At 59.4% G+C, this 16,363-nt stretch carries 15 protein-coding genes and 1 riboswitch; of the genes, 8 read left to right on the top strand and 7 right to left on the bottom strand.

Annotated elements, in window-relative coordinates; genetic code table 11:
- Positions 1-629: 629 nt before the first annotated feature.
- Positions 630-1,547, bottom strand: a complete 918-nt coding sequence (locus tag JQ848_RS01615; RefSeq protein ID WP_004419625.1) for a LysR family transcriptional regulator — start codon at positions 1,545-1,547, stop codon at positions 630-632.
- A gap of 108 nt (positions 1,548-1,655) precedes the next feature.
- Between JQ848_RS01615 and JQ848_RS01610 the strand changes: the two genes are divergently transcribed.
- From JQ848_RS01610 to JQ848_RS01600, 3 genes are read left to right on the top strand one after another with little or no spacing between them, the layout of a single operon-like run.
- Entirely contained in the window at positions 1,656-2,888 is a 1,233-nt protein-coding gene (locus JQ848_RS01610) for a D-amino acid dehydrogenase (protein ID WP_127196525.1), read from the top strand.
- A 31-nt stretch (positions 2,889-2,919) separates the two neighbouring features.
- The gene (locus tag JQ848_RS01605) at positions 2,920-3,270 is read left to right on the top strand and encodes a RidA family protein (protein ID WP_004419629.1); all 351 of its coding nucleotides are present in this window, start codon (positions 2,920-2,922) and stop codon (positions 3,268-3,270) included.
- Positions 3,271-3,296: 26 nt separating this feature from the next.
- Positions 3,297-4,199, top strand: a complete 903-nt coding sequence (locus JQ848_RS01600) for a transporter substrate-binding domain-containing protein (protein ID WP_004419631.1) — start codon at positions 3,297-3,299, stop codon at positions 4,197-4,199.
- Between the two features lie 30 nt (positions 4,200-4,229).
- Here JQ848_RS01600 and JQ848_RS01595 read toward each other — a convergent pair whose 3' ends face one another.
- Positions 4,230-4,871, bottom strand: a complete 642-nt coding sequence (locus JQ848_RS01595) for an HD domain-containing protein (RefSeq protein ID WP_004419632.1) — start codon at positions 4,869-4,871, stop codon at positions 4,230-4,232.
- 192 nt (positions 4,872-5,063) lie between these two features.
- Here JQ848_RS01595 and JQ848_RS01590 point away from each other — a divergent pair, with 192 nt between their 5' ends.
- Positions 5,064-6,029, top strand: a complete 966-nt coding sequence (locus JQ848_RS01590) for a GlxA family transcriptional regulator (RefSeq protein WP_202210210.1) — start codon at positions 5,064-5,066, stop codon at positions 6,027-6,029.
- 47 nt (positions 6,030-6,076) lie between these two features.
- Here JQ848_RS01590 and JQ848_RS01585 read toward each other — a convergent pair whose 3' ends face one another.
- Both JQ848_RS01585 and JQ848_RS01580 read right to left on the bottom strand, forming a co-directional pair.
- A complete protein-coding gene (locus tag JQ848_RS01585; RefSeq protein WP_004419638.1) occupies positions 6,077-6,796 on the bottom strand; it encodes a 16S rRNA (uracil(1498)-N(3))-methyltransferase in 720 nt (239 codons plus the stop codon).
- Positions 6,797-6,930: 134 nt separating this feature from the next.
- Entirely contained in the window at positions 6,931-8,337 is a 1,407-nt protein-coding gene (locus JQ848_RS01580) for an adenosylmethionine--8-amino-7-oxononanoate transaminase (protein ID WP_004419640.1), read from the bottom strand.
- 287 nt (positions 8,338-8,624) lie between these two features.
- Here JQ848_RS01580 and JQ848_RS01575 point away from each other — a divergent pair, with 287 nt between their 5' ends.
- On the top strand, positions 8,625-9,176 hold the full coding sequence (locus tag JQ848_RS01575; RefSeq protein ID WP_004419642.1) for a cytochrome b: 552 nt from the start codon (positions 8,625-8,627) through the stop codon (positions 9,174-9,176).
- A gap of 32 nt (positions 9,177-9,208) precedes the next feature.
- The gene (locus tag JQ848_RS01570; RefSeq protein ID WP_004419644.1) at positions 9,209-9,784 is read left to right on the top strand and encodes a YceI family protein; all 576 of its coding nucleotides are present in this window, start codon (positions 9,209-9,211) and stop codon (positions 9,782-9,784) included.
- Positions 9,785-10,027: 243 nt separating this feature from the next.
- Here JQ848_RS01570 and JQ848_RS01565 read toward each other — a convergent pair whose 3' ends face one another.
- From JQ848_RS01565 to ahcY, 3 genes are all read right to left on the bottom strand, one after another.
- Positions 10,028-11,884, bottom strand: a complete 1,857-nt coding sequence (locus JQ848_RS01565; protein ID WP_004419646.1) for a DEAD/DEAH box helicase — start codon at positions 11,882-11,884, stop codon at positions 10,028-10,030.
- Between the two features lie 321 nt (positions 11,885-12,205).
- Positions 12,206-13,051 carry a methylenetetrahydrofolate reductase [NAD(P)H] gene (gene metF, locus JQ848_RS01560; protein WP_202210209.1) on the bottom strand — a complete coding sequence of 282 codons (846 nt, stop codon included), beginning with the start codon at positions 13,049-13,051 and terminating at the stop codon, positions 12,206-12,208.
- A 192-nt stretch (positions 13,052-13,243) separates the two neighbouring features.
- Positions 13,244-14,653: an adenosylhomocysteinase gene (gene ahcY, locus JQ848_RS01555; RefSeq protein ID WP_004419650.1), complete on the bottom strand. Its 1,410-nt coding sequence runs from the start codon at positions 14,651-14,653 to the stop codon at positions 13,244-13,246.
- A 22-nt stretch (positions 14,654-14,675) separates the two neighbouring features.
- A riboswitch (S-adenosyl-L-homocysteine riboswitch) is annotated at positions 14,676-14,782 on the bottom strand.
- Positions 14,783-14,947: 165 nt separating this feature from the next.
- On the opposite strand from ahcY, the gene JQ848_RS01550 reads away from it, so the two are divergent.
- Positions 14,948-15,349, top strand: a complete 402-nt coding sequence (locus JQ848_RS01550) for an acyl-CoA thioesterase (protein WP_202210208.1) — start codon at positions 14,948-14,950, stop codon at positions 15,347-15,349.
- A 158-nt stretch (positions 15,350-15,507) separates the two neighbouring features.
- Entirely contained in the window at positions 15,508-16,353 is an 846-nt protein-coding gene (locus JQ848_RS01545) for a formate/nitrite transporter family protein (RefSeq protein ID WP_004419652.1), read from the top strand.
- Positions 16,354-16,363: the final 10 nt, after the last annotated feature.

Below are 16,363 nucleotides of genomic sequence, written 5' to 3'. Positions count from 1 at the left end.
AAGCCGGCTCCCACAGGTTATGTGTTTCCCTCCATCAACCGCTGCAACCGTTCCCCGGCCCCGCAGCGCCAAAGCCACCAAAAGTGCTGGTCGATGCCGGGCTACCGGAGGCTCTGACCGGGCCCTGTGGGAGCTGGCTTGCCAGCGATGCTATCGCCGGCAAGCCGGCTCCCACAGGTTATGTGTTTCCTCCCATCAACCGCTGCAACCGTTCGCCGGCCCGCAGCGCCAACACCACCAAAAGTGCTGGTCGATGCCGGGCTACCACAGGCTCTGACCGGACCTTGTGGGAGCTGGCTTGCCAGCGATGCTATCGCCGGCAAGCCGGCTCCCACAGGTTATGTGTTTCCTTCCATCAACCGCTGCAACCGTTCGCCGGCCCCGCAGCGCCAACGCTACCAAAAGTACTGGTCGATGCCGAGCTACCACAGGCTCTGATCGGGCCCTGTGGGAGCCGGCTCCCACAGGTTATGTGTTTCCTCCCATCAACCGCTGCAACCGTTCCCCGGCCCCGCAGCGCCAACACTACCAAAAGTACTGGTCGATGCCGGGCTACCACACGCTCTGACCGGACCTTGTGGGAGCTGGCTTGCCAGCGATGCTATCGCCGGCAAGCCGGCTCCCACAGGTTATGTGTTTCCTCCCATCAACCGCTGCAACTGTTCGCCGGCCCGTCCGGCGAACAGTTCCAGCAACCCCTCCAGCGTATGCGCCGGTGCTTCATCGGCACGGGTCAGTGCATACAGGGTAATCGGCAATGCAGGACTCAACGGACGAATCAGGGTGCTCGCCCGCGAAGCACCCAGCGCCGTGAACGGGTCAATCACCGCCAGCCCCGCTCCCGACTCCACCATCGCCCGCGCCAGAGAATAGGTTTGCACCGCAATGCTGATACGCGGCGGTGGCTCAATGGTTTTCAGATAACTGTCCAGACGCGCGAATAACGGGTCGGCATTGCTCAGGCCGATCAACGGCGCATCTGCCAGTTCATGCAGCGCCAGCGGTTCTCCCTCACTCTCATCCGGCCAGTAACCCCGCGGCGCCAACGCCACCAATACGCCGTGGGCCAACGCCTGGGCCTTGAGCCCTGGATGGTCAGGCAGCTTGAATGTCAGGGCCACGTCCAGCTCGCGCATCAACAGGTTCTGCACCAGCTCCCGGCTATGGGCACTGGCCAGTTCGCAACTGATATCCGGGTAGCGCCGGGTCCACTCGCTGATCACCGGCGGCAATAGCGACAGCGCCAATGCCGGCGTACTGCCGATGCGCAAGCGGTGCCCGGGGGCACGGCGCAGGCTTTCGGCCAGTCGCTGTACCCCTTGCAGGCTCTCGCTGACCTTCTCGACTTCGCGTTCCAGCAGCAGGGCTTCAGGGGTGGGCTGCAGTTTGCCGCGTACCCGCAAAAACAGCGGGAACCCCAGTTGCAGCTCTGCGTGCTGCAGCACTTTGCTCACCGCCGGTTGCGAGACATGCAGCAGTTGCGCGGCGGCACTCACCGAGCCGGTTTGACGGATGGCCTGAAAGATTTCGATATGTCGCAAACGCATGGCGGTAGTCCATAACCTTTGTTTATGGGTAAGGCATCTTTATTCATTGTTCAGCCTCTGTCACCTACCCCTAATCTGAGCCCGAACAACATTGGGCTAAGGACTGACATGGGACAGCGGGTTTGCATCATCGGTGGTGGCGTTATCGGGCTGGCAACTGCGTATGCGCTGGTGCGCGACGGATTTTCAGTGAGCCTGATCGAAGCCCGGCCCACGCTCGCCAGCCAGACCAGCTTCGCCAATGGCGGCCAGCTTTCCTATCGCTATGTGGCACCGCTGGCCGATGCCGGGGTGCCCTGGCAAGCGATGGGCTGGATGTTGCGCGGCGACTCGCCACTCAAGTTGCGGCCCCGCATGGACCCGGCCCAATGGCGCTGGATGGCGTCATTTATCGCCGCCTGCCGGGGCTCGGTGAATCAGCGCAATGCTGCGCACTTGCTGCGCTTGGCGCTCCTGAGTCAGGCCACCTTGCAGCAGTGGCGTGAAGAAGATCAATTGAGCGGTTTTGAGTGGCGGCGCAACGGCAAGCTGGTGACCTTCCGCAACCCGGAAAGCTTCGACAAGGCGCGGGCCAGAGTTGCCCACAGCCCATTTCAACAAGCACTGTCTGCCAGCGAATGCGCAACCCTTGAACCAGGCCTGAAGGACTCGGCGTTTATCGGCGGCATCTATACCCCCGACGAGGAAGTGGGTGATTGCCATGCTTTCTGCCAGCAACTGGTCGCCCGTTTGCAAGCCAGCGGCCGTTGCACCTTTTTGCTGGGTAAAACCGTCACCCGTATCCATCACGCCAACGGCGCAGTCAGTGCCGTGCAAATGGGCGATGAGCATTTGCCAGTGGATCAACTGGTGCTCTCAGCAGGACACACCAGCCCGGCCCTGAGCTTGCCGGGGTTGAATTTGCCGCTTTACCCGCTCAAGGGCTACAGCCTGACCCTGCCCCTGAGCGACCCGCAAAAAGCGCCGAATGTGAGCATCACCGATTACGACCGTAAAATCGTCTACGCCCGCATTGGCGAGCAGTTGAGAATTGCGGCCATGGTCGACATCGTCGGTTTCGATACTTCCCTGGACCCCAAGCGTCTGGCACAAATGCGCCAACTGGCCGCCAGCACCTTCCCGGATGCCGGCAACTATCACGACGCCATCGAATGGGCCGGCATGCGTCCTGCAACACCTGGCGGCGTGCCTGTCCTCGGTGCCAGCGGATATCGCAACCTGTGGCTCAACCTCGGCCACGGAGCCCTGGGCTTCACCCTGGCCTGCGGCAGCGCGCGCCTGTTAAGCGACCTGATCGGACAACGTAAACCCGCCATCGACATGCAGGGTCTCTGCGCCTGAATACCTAACTCAACGTACAAGGAAATCCCCGATGACGATTCACCGCCTCAACAGCAATGACCGTTTAAGCGCCGCTGCGACCTTCGAGGCGCTGGTATTTTTGTCGGGACAGGTTCCCACCCAAAGCACAGATATTTCCGCGCAGACTCAGGAAGTTCTCGCCAAGATCGACGCATTGCTGGCCGAGACCGGCAGCGACAAAGACCACATCCTCAACGCCACGATTTACCTGCAAAACATTGAGCGCGACTTTGCGGCCATGAATGCCGTGTGGTCGGCCTGGCTCTCGGCGGGCAAGGCGCCGACACGCACCACCCTGCAAGCCGAACTGGCGCGGCCTCAGGTGCTGGTAGAAATCAGCGTGATTGCCGTTCGCCACTGACCTGTTTGCAACCGGAGAACAAGAAGATGAAAAAACTCACTTTGATCAGTTGTACGCTGGGTCTGTTGCTCAGCCACTCACTGCACGCCAGCGAAGCGCCATTACAGGGCACGCTGAAGAAAATTGCCGACTCGGGAAGCATTACCCTGGGTTATCGCGACGCCTCAGTGCCGTTTTCGTATGTGGGCGACAACAGCGGCAAGCCCATGGGCTATTCGGTGGAGCTGGCGAACAAGATCGTCCAGCGCATTCAGCAGCAGTTGGGCGACCAGCCGCTGAAGGTCAAATACAACCTGGTGACCTCGCAAACCCGTATCCCGCTGGTACAAAACGGCACCGTCGACCTGGAGTGCGGGTCTACGGGGGTGACTGCCGAGCGGCAAAAACAGGTGGCGTTTTCATACGGCTTCATTTACGTCAAAGGCCAGTTGCTGACCGCCAAGGACAGTGGCATCAAAGGCTTTGATGACTTGCGCGACAAAAACGTGGTGACCACCGCCGGCACCACCAACGAACGTTTCATCAAAAGCTATAACGCTGACCACAAGATGAACATGAACGTGATCAGTGCCAAGGACCACGGCGAAGCATTCAAGATGCTGGAGACCGGTCGGGCTGCGGCGTTCTATATGGACGACGCGCTGCTTTACGGCGAACGCGCCAAAGCCCGCGACCCGCACAACTGGGTTGTGGTGGGCGACGAGCAATCGCGGGAAATCTACAGCTGCATGGTGCGCAAGGACGACCCGCAGTTGCTGGCAGTGGTAAACAAAACCCTGGCCGATTTATACCAGTCCGGGGAAATTACCGGCATCTACCAGCGCTGGTTTGAACAGCCAATCCCGCCCAACGGCCTGAATCTCGAATTCCCGATGACCGCCGAGTTGAAACAGATCATCGCCACGCCGGTGAGTGACCCGGTTGAGTAGAAGCCGGCCCCCACTCCATCTTGTGCCCGATCAAGAAGCCCAGGGCGATTTACGGATGATTTCGACGAAGTTCAGCGGTTTGAAGCCTGGGTCGCAGTCCACCAGTACGTCGGCGTTAACCGTGCCAAAGGTGGTTTGCGGACGATGCTTAAAACCGTTGGCGAAGGCGCAGAGAATGCACTCTTTGAAACCTTCGCCCCGCGGGTGAGCATGGACTACGGCTTCACGCTGCGCGGCAGGGAACGCCGCGTAATCGATGCCCAGCACATCCATTTCAACCCCCGCCGTCACCAGCGCCACAGTCGGGCGCAGGTGCTGCGTGACCCCCGGCGTGGTGTGCAACGCGATGGATAACCACACCTGCTCCACATCGTCATCGCTCAGGCCGAACGGTTTCATAAAGGCTTTGGCATTGTTGGCACTGTCCACTTCAAAGCGCTCGTCTTCAGTACGGTGGCCTTCGACCAGCCCCAGGTCGTGAAACATCGCCCCCACATAAAGCAGTTCCGGGTCATAGGCCAGTTGCTGGCGCTGCCCGCTCAGGGCGCCAAACAAAAATACCCGGCGCGAGTGGTTGTAGAGCAAATCGGACTCGACGTCGCGGATGTATTCGGTGGTAGCTTTGGCCAGGGCGCTGTCCGGGATGACGATGCCTGCGATGGTCTGACTCATGGCGAACCCCTCGAGCGAGCGCCGGGTTGGCGCCGTGATGTTTAGTGTGGGCGCATACCCCAATGGCAACAATCAGCGGACAGTGACGATTCGTGCCAATCAGGTTGCAATGCCGGCCATCGTCCTGCAGGCGCTTGTCCACATCAGCGGACTACGGTATTTCATCTCTTACCCACCTGACGGCCGACTCTGATGACCCTGACCGTAGCATTGATCGTATTTCCTGGCGTGCAGGCACTGGACGTGACCGGCCCCCTGGATGTGTTTGCCGAAGCCAATGCCTTTCTGGCCCCCGACAAGCAATACCGGCTTGACGTAGTGGGGCTGGAGTCAGGGCTGCTGAGGTGCTCGAACGGGCTGTCGATTCAGGCCCACCGGCATTTTTCTGCAGCACCAGACAGCTATGACCTGGTGTTATGTGCAGGAGGACCGGCCTTGCCCGGGCAGGATTTCGGCGCGGAGTTTTACACCTGGCTGCGCGGTATATGCCGGCGGTCGCGACGCTATGGCTCGATCTGCAATGGCGCATTGATGCTCGCCCGGACCGGGTTGCTGGGCGGGCGCCGTGTCACCACGCACTGGAGTGATGTCGCTGCCCTCGCCCGTCTGTGCCCCGACGCCGTGCTTGAGGTCGATCGCCTGTATGTGCAGGACGACAATTTGTACACCTCAGCCGGGGTCACGGCGGGGATTGATCTGTCGTTATATGTACTGACTCAGGATCACGGCCCGCAGGTGGCGCTGAATGTGGCCAGACGCTTGGTGGTCTTTACCCAGCGCTCAGGCGGGCAGTCGCAGTTCAGCCCGTTTCTGACCGCAACCCCCCATACCGCTTCAGCGGTCGCGGCAGTACAAGGCCTGGTGCTGCAGAATCTGCGTACCGACCTGAGCATCGCCGAGCTGGCACAGGCTGCCGCCATGAGCCCACGTAATTTCTCTCGGATATTTGCCCGGGAAACAGGGACCACACCCGCGCAGTTCGTGGAAGGAGCCCGGGTGGACGCTGCCCGGGCCCTGCTCGAAAACGCCACCCTGGCGCTCAAGACGGTGGCATACGAATGCGGCTTTCGCGATGCGCACCATATGCGTAGCGTGTTTATGCGCCGGCTGGGGGTATCGCCCCAGCAGTTCCGGATGAATTTTGCACCGATGGTTTAAACCACAGGCGCAAGCTTGCCCGCGCCAAAACCGGGATCAGCGCGCAATCAGAAGTCGCCCCACAACTGCTGGGCCACGGCCAGGGCCACAACCGGTGCCGTTTCGGTACGCAGTACCCGAGGACCAAGGCGCGCAGGCTGGAAACCCGAGGCCTGGGCCTGATCGATTTCATTGTCGGTCAGCCCGCCTTCTGGCCCGATCAGAAATGCCAGACGCCCGGGTTTGGCGTGGCTGGCCAACGGCTCGGACACCGGGTGCAGCACCAGCTTGAGATCAGCCTCGGTGGTTTTGATCCACTCACTGAGCAACACCGGCGGGTGAATGACCGGCACCCGCGAACGACCGCATTGCTCGCACGCGCTGATTGCCACCTGGCGCCAGTGCGACAGGCGCTTCTCGGCGCGCTCGTCCTTGAGCCGCACTTCACAGCGCTCGCTCATGATCGGGGTAATTTCGTTGACCCCCAGCTCGGTGGCCTTCTGAATGGCCCAGTCCATACGCTCGCCACGGGACAAACCCTGGCCGAGATGAATGGCCAGTGGCGATTCAATTTGCCCGGCAAAGCTTTCGTCGAGCAACACCCGCACCCGTTTTTTCCCGACTTCCAGCAGGCGCCCGGTGAACTCATGTCCCGAGCCATCGAACACCTGCAGGGCATCGCCCTCGGCCATGCGCAGCACGCGGCCAATGTAATGCGCCTGGGCTTCAGGCAATTCGTGTTCACCGAGGCTCAAAGGTGCATCGATAAAAAAGCGGGACAATCTCATGTAGGTTCTCTGAAAATTAAATGACTTATGTCGCCGGTGCCGCAGGCTGCGATGGGTTGCGCAGCGACCCCGTTTTAAAAACGAAGGTCCTTCGGCCCTTGTCGCCGTCTGCGCCTGCGGCTACAAAACAGGGCTTAGCCGGGGTCACGGAAGTCGGGATGGAAGTTCGACGGCACGGCCACGCTGATATCACTGCGGGTCGCAATGTCGATCCCTTCACTGGCCACTTCGGCCAGAAAGTCGATCTGCTCCGGAGTAATCACGTAAGGGGGCAAGAAATACACCACGCTGCCCAATGGGCGCAACAAGGCGCCGCGCTCCAGTGCGTGCTGGAAGACTTTCAAACCGCGCCGCTCCTGCCATGGGTAAGCGGTTTTGCTGGCTTTGTCCTGGACCATTTCAATGGCCAGCACCATACCCGTCTGACGCACTTCCGAGACATGGGGATGGTCAACCAGATGCGCCGTCGCACTGGCCATGCGCTGGGCCAGGGCTTTGTTGTTCTCGATCACATTGTCCTGCTCGAAGATATCCAGCGTCGCCAGAGCGGCCGCGCAAGCCAGCGGGTTGCCCGTATAACTGTGGGAATGCAGGAAGGCGCGCAGAGTCGGATAGTCATCGTAGAACGCGCTGTAGACCTCGTCGGTGGTCACACAAACGGCCAGCGGCAAGTAGCCGCCGGTCAGGGCCTTGGACAGGCACAGGAAGTCCGGCGTGATGCCGGCCTGCTCGCAGGCGAACATGGTGCCGGTACGGCCAAAACCCACTGCAATTTCATCGAGGATCAGGTGTACGCCATAACGGTCGCAGGCTTCACGCAGCAGCGTCAGGTATACCGGATGGTACATGCGCATGCCGCCCGCGCCCTGAATCAGCGGCTCGACAATCACCGCAGCCACAGTGTCGTGGTTCTCGGCGAGTGTCTGCTCCATGGCCAGAAACATCGTGCGCGAGTGTTGTTCCCAGCTCACGCCCTCGGGGCGCAGGTAGCAATCGGGGCTCGGCACTTTAATGGTGTCGAGCAACAGCGCTTTGTAGGTTTCAGTGAACAGCGGCACGTCACCCACCGACATCGCCGCCATGGTTTCACCGTGGTAGCTGTTGGTCAGGGTCACGAAACGCTTTTTTTCCGGCTGGCCACGGTTCAGCCAGTAGTGAAAGCTCATCTTCAGCGAGACTTCGATACAGGACGAACCGTTGTCCGCGTAGAAGCAGCGGGTCAGGCCCTCAGGTGTCATCTTGACCAGGCGCTCGGACAGCTCAATCACCGGCTGATGGCTGAAGCCGGCAAGAATCACATGCTCAAGCTGGTCGACCTGATCCTTGATGCGCTGGTTGATACGCGGGTTGCAATGGCCAAACACGTTGACCCACCACGAACTCACAGCGTCCAGGTAGCGCTTGCCTTCGAAGTCTTCCAGCCATACGCCTTCGCCGCGCTTGATCGGAATCAGCGGCAGCTGCTCGTGATCTTTCATTTGGGTGCAGGGGTGCCATAACACGGCAAGGTCACGCTGCATCCACTGATTATTCAGGCCCATATCCACTCTCCTGGCGCTGGCTCCCGGCGTGTGCGGGCAAACAATCGCGCAAGCCTATGCAATGCGCGTGCGTGTAACAACCCATTACTATTCACCAAAGCCCGGGGTGTTGAACTTTGAGACGCTCACGGGCATACAAGAGCGACATAAAACATCGTTAACGTTTGCTTAACTTTCCACTCTCAGGCTACTGATCGCATTTATCGATGCCTTACAGCAAATAAATGCGCTTTCATTCGATAGGTAAATCATTAGTCTTAGGCGCAAGTTCCCACAGGATGTCGGTAATGCAGTTACGTAACTCGTCTTCTCGCTATGGTGCGGTCAGTATTTTCATGCATTGGTCCGTTGCGCTGGCGGTGTTCGGATTGTTTGCCCTGGGGTTGTGGATGGTCGGCCTCGACTACTACAGCCCGTGGCGCAAGGAAGCACCGGACCTGCATAAAAGCATTGGCCTGACGCTGTTCGCCGTCATGTTGCTACGGGTGCTATGGCGCTGGATCAGCCCCGCTCCGCCGGCACTTGAAAGCTACAGCCGGGCAACGCGCATTGGTGCCAAACTCGGCCATGGCTTGTTGTATCTGGGGTTGTTCGCCGTGATGTTTGCCGGCTACCTTATTTCCACTGCCGAAGGCGTCGGTATTCCGTTTTTCGGCCTGTTTGAAGTACCCGCTCTGATTTCCAACTTGCCCGATCAGGCCGATGTGGCCGGTGTCGTGCATCTGTGGCTGGCGTGGGCCGTGGTGATTTTTGCCGGTTTGCATGGCCTGGTCGCCTTGAAACACCACTTTATCGATCGTGATGCGACCCTGACTCGTATGCTGGGACGCAAAGCCTGATGCTCAACCTCAACTCAAAAGGAATAGAACGCATGTTGAAAAAGACCCTCGCTGCACTGGCTCTCGGTACTGCCCTGCTGACTGCCGGCCAGGCCATGGCTGCTGACTACACCATCGACAAGGAAGGCCAGCACGCCTTCATCGACTGGAAAATCAGCCACCTGGGCTTCAGCTTCATTCACGGTACTTTCAAGGACTGGAGCGGCACCTTTTCGTGGGATGCAGCCAAGCCTGCAGACAGCAAAATTGACGTTACCCTGAAAACCGCAAGCCTGTTCTCCAACCACGCCGAACGCGACAAGCACATCGCCAGCAAAGATTTCCTGGACGTGAGCAAGTACCCGGAAGCGACCTTCAAGTCGACCAAAGTGGTGCCAACCGGCGACACGACTGCTGACGTGACCGGCGACCTGACCCTGCACGGCGTGACCAAACCGGTAACGTTCAAGGCCACGTTCAACGGTGAAGGCAAGGATCCATGGGGCGGCGAGCGCGCTGGCTTCAACGCGACCACCACCATCAACCTGCAGGACTTCGGTATCAAATCCCCAAGCAAGGACCAGACTCTGAGCCTGGACATCTCGCTGGAAGGCGTGAAAGCCAAGTAATCGCGCTTTCATACGGCAAAAAAACGCCCCGACTCGCAAGAGCCGGGGCGTTTTTTTGTGTACGGAATAAACCTGTACCCATTCGGTCTGCAGGTTAAACCCTGTTGACGCACTCGCCGGAAAGCCGGCTCCCACAATGGCGGGGAGAATAAAGGCGCTTGCTCCTGCAGAACCCTCGCCAGACGCGCATAAAAAAATGCCCCTGATCTCTCGATCGGGGGCATTTTTTCAGGCGGTGTTAACTCAGCGGTTGCGAGTCAACAGCGCTGGCTTCTCGCCACGAGGGCGGTTCGGCAATTGATCCAGCTGCTCAGGTGTCGGGAAGCGATCGCTTTTCGACTCCTTGTGCATGATCTTCGGCTGGTTCTCGCGCGGGCCTTTAACCGCTGGCTCTTGACGGGCATCGTCACGGGCCGGACGGTTTTCGCGACGGGCCTGACCGTCACGCGGAGCACCACTGCGTGGGCCGCTGCGCTTGGCTGGCGGAGTGCCAGTGCTGGCGCCGCTGCCGGTACGCGGGCCGTTCTGGCGACCCTGAGAAGCACCACCGGTACGGGCAGGTGCAGCACCGGTACCAGCAGCAGGTGCGCCCGGACGGCGACCACGGCTCTGGTTGTTCTTGTTCTGGTACGGGCTGACGTAATCAGCGCGGTTACCAAAGTTGTCTACGTCGTCATCACGGAACTCGTCCGGCGCGCGGTTGGCGTCCGAACGCGGAGCAGGCTGACGCTGTTCACGGGCAGGTTGCGCTTCCCGTGGCTTTTGCTCACGGGCAGGACGTTCGCCGCGAGCAGCTGCCGGTTTTTCCTTGCTCTTTTCCTTGCCCTTGTCTTTACGACCACCGCCACCGCCCGGGTTACCCGGACCGTCGCCACGTGGACCGCGAGGCGGGTTGCGCGGGTTACGCACATCCGGACGCTCACGTACTTCAGGCTTTTCGGCTTCTACTGTGCTGGAGTCAAAACCCATCAGGTCGCCATCGGCGATTTTCTGCTTGGTCATGCGCTCAATGCTTTTCAGCAGTTTTTCTTCGTCCGGAGCGACCAGCGAGATCGCCTCGCCCGAACGACCGGCACGGCCAGTACGGCCGATACGGTGAACGTAATCTTCATCGACGTTTGGCAGCTCGAAGTTGACCACGTGTGGCAGCTGATCGATATCCAGACCGCGAGCGGCGATATCGGTGGCTACCAGAATGCGTACGGCACCGGCCTTGAAATCGGCCAGGGCTTTGGTCCGCGCGTTCTGGCTCTTGTTACCGTGGATGGCCACAGCGCTGAGGCCGTGTTTGTCCAGGTATTCAGCCAGACGGTTGGCACCGTGCTTGGTACGGGTGAAGACCAGAACCTGTTCCCAGGCGCCTGCGGTAATCAAGTGCGCCAGCAAGGCACGCTTGTGGGTAGCCGGCAGACGGAAAACGCGCTGTTCGATACGCTCGACCGTGGTGTTCGGCGGCGTAACTTCGATGCGTTCCGGGTTGCGCAGCAGCTTGCCGGCCAGATCGGTGATGTCCTTGGAGAACGTCGCCGAGAACAGCAGGTTCTGACGCTTGGACGGCAGACGGGCGAGGACTTTTTTCACGTCATGGACGAAGCCCATGTCGAGCATCCGGTCGGCTTCGTCGAGCACCAGAATTTCAACGTGGGACAGGTCAACGCTGCCTTGGCCGGCCAGGTCGAGCAAACGGCCCGGGCAAGCAACCAGTACGTCGACACCGCGGGCCAGTGCTTGTACCTGAGGGTTCGTACCGACACCGCCAAAGACGCAGGCACTGACGAACTTCAAGTCGCGGGCATAGAGCTTGAAGCTCTCATGCACCTGGGCGGCGAGTTCGCGAGTAGGGGTCAGGACCAGCACGCGTGGTTGGCGTGGGCCGTGGCGCTGGGATTTGTCCGGGTGGCCATTGGGAAACAGCTTTTCCAGAATCGGAAGAGCGAAGCCGCCGGTTTTGCCAGTACCTGTCTGAGCCGCAACCATCAGGTCGCGACCTTGCAACACGGCGGGAATGGCCCGCTGTTGCACCGGAGTAGGCTCGGTATAGCCCGCAGCTTCAATGGCGCGGACTAAAGCCTCGGAGAGACCGAGGGAAGCAAAGGACATGAGTAATCCTGTTCTAGTTAGGGCTTGGCCCAAAGGGATAGTCTTGCCTGGCGTGAATGGCGTTTAAGGTGACGCAATCCCGTCCGGTCCTGCTCCAGTCCTGAAGGCTCATTCAAACTGCTCGCGCTGGCTGAAAGCTGCGCTGTAGCCGGGTTGAATGCCTTGTACAAGGACGAGCGGCCGGGCGTAAGCCTGGCGGAAAGCCCGGAGTATAACAGAGCAATCACGGCGCGCCGATTTCATGCTGCTGAACGGCTTTGCAGAGCTGTACGGCACATTCCCTGCGGGAGCGAGCACACTCGCTCCCGCAGGGGGTGTGTGTCAGCGAGGCAGCTTGAGGTTGTTCCAGATCGCCAGGCTGGGCTCGGCCTGGTTCAGGGTGTAGAAGTGCAAGCCCGGGGCGCCGCCGTCGAGCAGGCGTTCGCACATTTCGCTGATGACCTGTTCGCCAAATGCCTGAATGCTCTGGATGTCGTCGCCGTAGGCTTCCAGCTGTTTGCGAATCCAGCGCGGAATTTCAGCGCCACAGGCGTCCGAGAAGCGCGCCAGCTTGCTGTAGTTGGTGATCGGCATGATGCCCGGCACGATTGGAATCGTGACGCCAGCCGCCCGCACACGCTCGACAAAACGGAAGTAGCTGTCTGCGTTGAAGAAGTACTGGGTAATTGCGCTATCGGCGCCGGCATGGGCCTTGCGCACGAAGTTGTTGATATCGTCTTCTAAGTTGCGCGCTTGCGGGTGCATTTCCGGATAGGCAGCCACTTCGATATGGAAGTGATCAGCGGTCTCTTCACGAATGAAGCTCACCAGGTCATTGGCATGGCGCAGCTCGCCACTGGCCATGCCCATACCCGAAGGCAGGTCGCCACGCAGCGCAACAATGCGCTTGATACCCGCAGCTTTGTACTGGGTCAGCAGGCCGCGCAAGTCAGCCTTGCTGTCACCCACACATGACAAATGCGGGGCGGCAGGTACTTTTACTTCGCTCTCCAGTTGCAGCACGGTATTGATCGTGCGGTCACGGGTGGAGCCACCGGCACCATAGGTGCAGGAGAAAAAATCCGGGTTATAGGTCGCCAGCTGGCGAGCCGTGTTCATCAGTTTTTCATGTCCAGCATCGGTCTTGGTCGGGAAGAACTCGAAGCTGTAACGACGGTCTTGAGACATGGAGGCAACCTCCAGCGGCAAGCTACAAGCTTCAAGCGCCAAGAGGGCGATGCGCCAGGCTCTTGTGCTGCAGGCTTACAATTTGCAACTGCTTATTATTGTTTACACTCAATAGCTGGCCCCAAGCCTCAAGCTACAAGCCAAAGCAATCTGCTTTGCTGGCAACTCGAGGCTTGAAGCTTGCAGCTGCTATTAGTAGCGGTAAGCGTCCGGCTTGAACGGGCCTTCGACGGTAACGCCGATGTAGTCAGCCTGTTGCTTGGTCAGCTGGGTAACTACGCCGCCAAAGCCGCGAACCATTTCCAGGGCCACTTCTTCGTCAAGTTTCTTCGGCAGCACTTCTACAGTCAGACGCTCGGCTTGCAGCTCGGCTGGCAGGTCTGCGTATTTCTGGGCGAACAGGAAGATCTGGGCCAGAACCTGGTTGGCGAACGAACCGTCCATGATGCGGCTCGGGTGACCGGTGGCGTTGCCCAGGTTCACCAGACGACCTTCGGCCAGCAGGATCAGGTAGTCGTCGTTCTGCGGGTCGAATTCGCCCAGGCCAGTACGGTGAACCTTGTGAACCTGTGGCTTCACTTCTTCCCATGCCCAGTTCTTGCGCATGAAAGCGGTGTCGATTTCATTGTCGAAGTGGCCGATGTTGCACACTACAGCGCGTTTTTTCAGCGCAGCCAGCATGTTCTTGTCGCACACGTTGACGTTACCGGTGGTGGTCACGATCAGGTCGATCTTGCCCAGCAGCGCAGCGTCGATGCTGGCGGCAGTGCCGTCGTTCTGGCCATTGATGAACGGCGAAACCACTTCGAAACCGTCCATGCAGGCTTGCATGGCACAGATCGGGTCAACTTCCGAAACCTTGACGATCATGCCTTCCTGACGCAGGGACTGAGCCGAACCCTTGCCCACGTCGCCGTAGCCGATCACCAGCGCCTGCTTGCCGGACAGCAAGTGGTCAGTACCGCGCTTGATGGCATCGTTCAGGCTGTGACGGCAGCCGTACTTGTTGTCGTTTTTGCTTTTGGTCACCGAGTCGTTGACGTTGATCGCAGGGATCATCAGCTCGCCTTTGGCCAGCATGTCCAGCAGACGGTGTACGCCGGTGGTGGTTTCTTCCGTCACGCCGTGGATCTTTTTCAGCATGTCCGGGTATTTCTTGTGCAACAGCTCGGTCAGGTCGCCGCCGTCGTCGAGGATCATGTTGGCATCCCAAGGCGCGCCATCTTTGAGGATGGTTTGCTCAAGGCACCACTCGTACTCTTCTTCGGTCTCGCCTTTCCAGGCAAATACCGGGATACCGGCAGCAGCGATAGCGGCAGCAGCCTGATCCTGAGTCGAGAAGATGTTGCACGACGACCAGCGCACTTCGGCACCCAGGGCAACCAGGGTTTCGATCAGCACGGCAGTCTGGATGGTCATGTGGATGCAGCCCAGAATCTTCGCGCCCTTGAGCGGTTGTTCTGCTGCATAGCGGCGACGCAGCCCCATCAAAGCCGGCATTTCGGACTCGGCGATGAAGGTTTCGCGGCGGCCCCATTGGGCCAGGGACATATCAGCGACTTTATAGTCAGTAAAACCTGCAGGCGTGTTTACAGCGCTCATCAAGAGCCTCCATTCGTTTAATCGCGAATGGGCGCCGTTGTGCGTTTAGTGCCTGAACAGGGAGCCCTGAACAAACAACGCCCCATCCGAGCCTGACAGGTTGAACCTGCTGCAGCGCCCCTCGGACAGGTGGCGGGAACGGTACTGGGTAAATATGACCGTTTTGAAGCGGGGGGGATTATAGCTGTCTTTATCCGGGTAGTGGCAAGCTGCAAGCAAGAGCGAATCGGCTTCTACTTGCAGCTTGTCGCTTAAAACTTGAAGCTGGGGGCCACACTCAAACCTGGAGCCGCCATGAACTTCCACACCCGCAAGTGGGTTAAACCCGAAGACCTCAACCCCAACGGCACCCTGTTCGGTGGCAGCCTGCTGCGCTGGATCGACGAAGAAGCCGCCATTTACGCCATCGTGCAACTGGGCAACCAGCGCGTGGTGACCAAATACATCTCCGAAATCAACTTTGTCAGCGCTTCGCGCCAGGGCGACATCATCGAGCTGGGCATCACCGCCACAGAGTTCGGCCGTACCTCGATCACCCTGACCTGTGAAGTGCGCAACAAGATCACCCGTAAAAGCATCCTGACGGTCGACAAGATGGTCTTCGTCAACCTGGGTGAGGACGGCTTGCCGGCTCCCCACGGGCGCACCGAGATCAAATACGTCAAAGACCAGTTCCAGGATGACGAGCAGGCCTGACCGGACATCGGGCCTTGTGGGAGCCGGCTTGCCGGCGAATGCATGATCAAGACCGCATCGCTGGCAAGCCAGCTCCCACCTGCCATGCAGCAATCCTGAGTGAACAGCTTGCAATCCAGCGTGTCGTAGCTTTACACACGCTTACGGTGACGAGCCCGATGGACACTCAAAAAAGCGGTAAAACCCCCAACCTGTCGGCTGAAGAAGAGCACGACGTCACCAAAAACCAGCCGCCACGGGCAGCCGTGCTGCATGAAATCATTCGCCTGCAGGGCGACATGGAACTGGAGCGCAGCATTGCCGCCCTGTTCTGGTCGGCACTGGCTGCCGGACTGACCATGGGCCTGTCGCTGATGGCCATGGGCTTGCTCAACTCGCGCCTGCCGGACGGCGAAGCGTTCAAGGTCATTGCCAGCTTCGGTTACTGCGCAGGTTTTCTGGCCGTCATCCTCTCCCGCCAGCAACTCTTCACCGAAAACACCCTGACCGCCGTATTGCCGATCATGAGCAAACCCACGCTCAATAATTTCGCACGCCTGTTCCGGCTGTGGGCGGTGGTGCTGGTGGGTAACCTGCTGGGCACGCTGCTGGTTGCCTACACGATGCTGCACTTGCCGATTTTCGACAGTCAGACCGACAAGGCCTTTCTCGAAATCGGGCGCAAGGTCATGGAAAACGACTCCAGCCAGATGTTCGCCAAAGGCATTATCTCGGGCTGGATGATTGCCACCATGGTGTGGATGATCCCGTCGATGGAGAGCGCCAAGATGTGGATCATTATCCTCATCACCTATCTGATGGCCCTGGGTGACTTCACCCACATCGTGGTCGGTACGGCCGAGGTCTCATACCTGGTGTTTGCCGGCGAGTTGCCGTGGAAAGATTTCTGGCTGATCTTTGCCGGCCCGACCCTGGCCGGCAACATCATCGGCGGAAGTTTTATTTTCGCCCTGATCAGCCACGCCCAAATCCGCAGCGACACCAAAAAACCGCAAAAAACCTGAGCCAAATCCT

The sequence above is a fragment of the Pseudomonas paraversuta genome, assembly GCF_904067025.1.
GTDB classification, from domain to species: Bacteria; Pseudomonadota; Gammaproteobacteria; order Pseudomonadales; family Pseudomonadaceae; genus Aquipseudomonas; species Aquipseudomonas paraversuta.
This window is presented reverse-complemented; position numbering and strand designations above follow the sequence as displayed.

Excerpts from the sequence above, each read along its gene's own strand:
- JQ848_RS01565 (WP_004419646.1), bottom strand. The coding sequence starts at position 11,884 with ATGTCCTTTGCTTCCCTCGGTCTCTCCGAGGCTTTAGTCCGCGCCATT.
- JQ848_RS01585 (WP_004419638.1), bottom strand. The coding sequence starts at position 6,796 with ATGAGATTGTCCCGCTTTTTTATCGATGCACCTTTGAGCCTCGGTGAA.
- JQ848_RS01600 (WP_004419631.1), top strand. The coding sequence starts at position 3,297 with ATGAAAAAACTCACTTTGATCAGTTGTACGCTGGGTCTGTTGCTCAGC.
- JQ848_RS01580 (WP_004419640.1), bottom strand. The coding sequence starts at position 8,337 with ATGGGCCTGAATAATCAGTGGATGCAGCGTGACCTTGCCGTGTTATGG.
- JQ848_RS01615 (WP_004419625.1), bottom strand. The coding sequence starts at position 1,547 with ATGCGTTTGCGACATATCGAAATCTTTCAGGCCATCCGTCAAACCGGC.
- JQ848_RS01605 (WP_004419629.1), top strand. The coding sequence starts at position 2,920 with ATGACGATTCACCGCCTCAACAGCAATGACCGTTTAAGCGCCGCTGCG.
- ahcY (WP_004419650.1), bottom strand. The coding sequence starts at position 14,653 with ATGAGCGCTGTAAACACGCCTGCAGGTTTTACTGACTATAAAGTCGCT.
- JQ848_RS01575 (WP_004419642.1), top strand. The coding sequence starts at position 8,625 with ATGCAGTTACGTAACTCGTCTTCTCGCTATGGTGCGGTCAGTATTTTC.
- JQ848_RS01610 (WP_127196525.1), top strand. The coding sequence starts at position 1,656 with ATGGGACAGCGGGTTTGCATCATCGGTGGTGGCGTTATCGGGCTGGCA.
- JQ848_RS01550 (WP_202210208.1), top strand. The coding sequence starts at position 14,948 with ATGAACTTCCACACCCGCAAGTGGGTTAAACCCGAAGACCTCAACCCC.
- JQ848_RS01590 (WP_202210210.1), top strand. The coding sequence starts at position 5,064 with ATGACCCTGACCGTAGCATTGATCGTATTTCCTGGCGTGCAGGCACTG.
- JQ848_RS01595 (WP_004419632.1), bottom strand. The coding sequence starts at position 4,871 with ATGAGTCAGACCATCGCAGGCATCGTCATCCCGGACAGCGCCCTGGCC.
- JQ848_RS01545 (WP_004419652.1), top strand. The coding sequence starts at position 15,508 with ATGGACACTCAAAAAAGCGGTAAAACCCCCAACCTGTCGGCTGAAGAA.
- metF (WP_202210209.1), bottom strand. The coding sequence starts at position 13,051 with ATGTCTCAAGACCGTCGTTACAGCTTCGAGTTCTTCCCGACCAAGACC.
- JQ848_RS01570 (WP_004419644.1), top strand. The coding sequence starts at position 9,209 with ATGTTGAAAAAGACCCTCGCTGCACTGGCTCTCGGTACTGCCCTGCTG.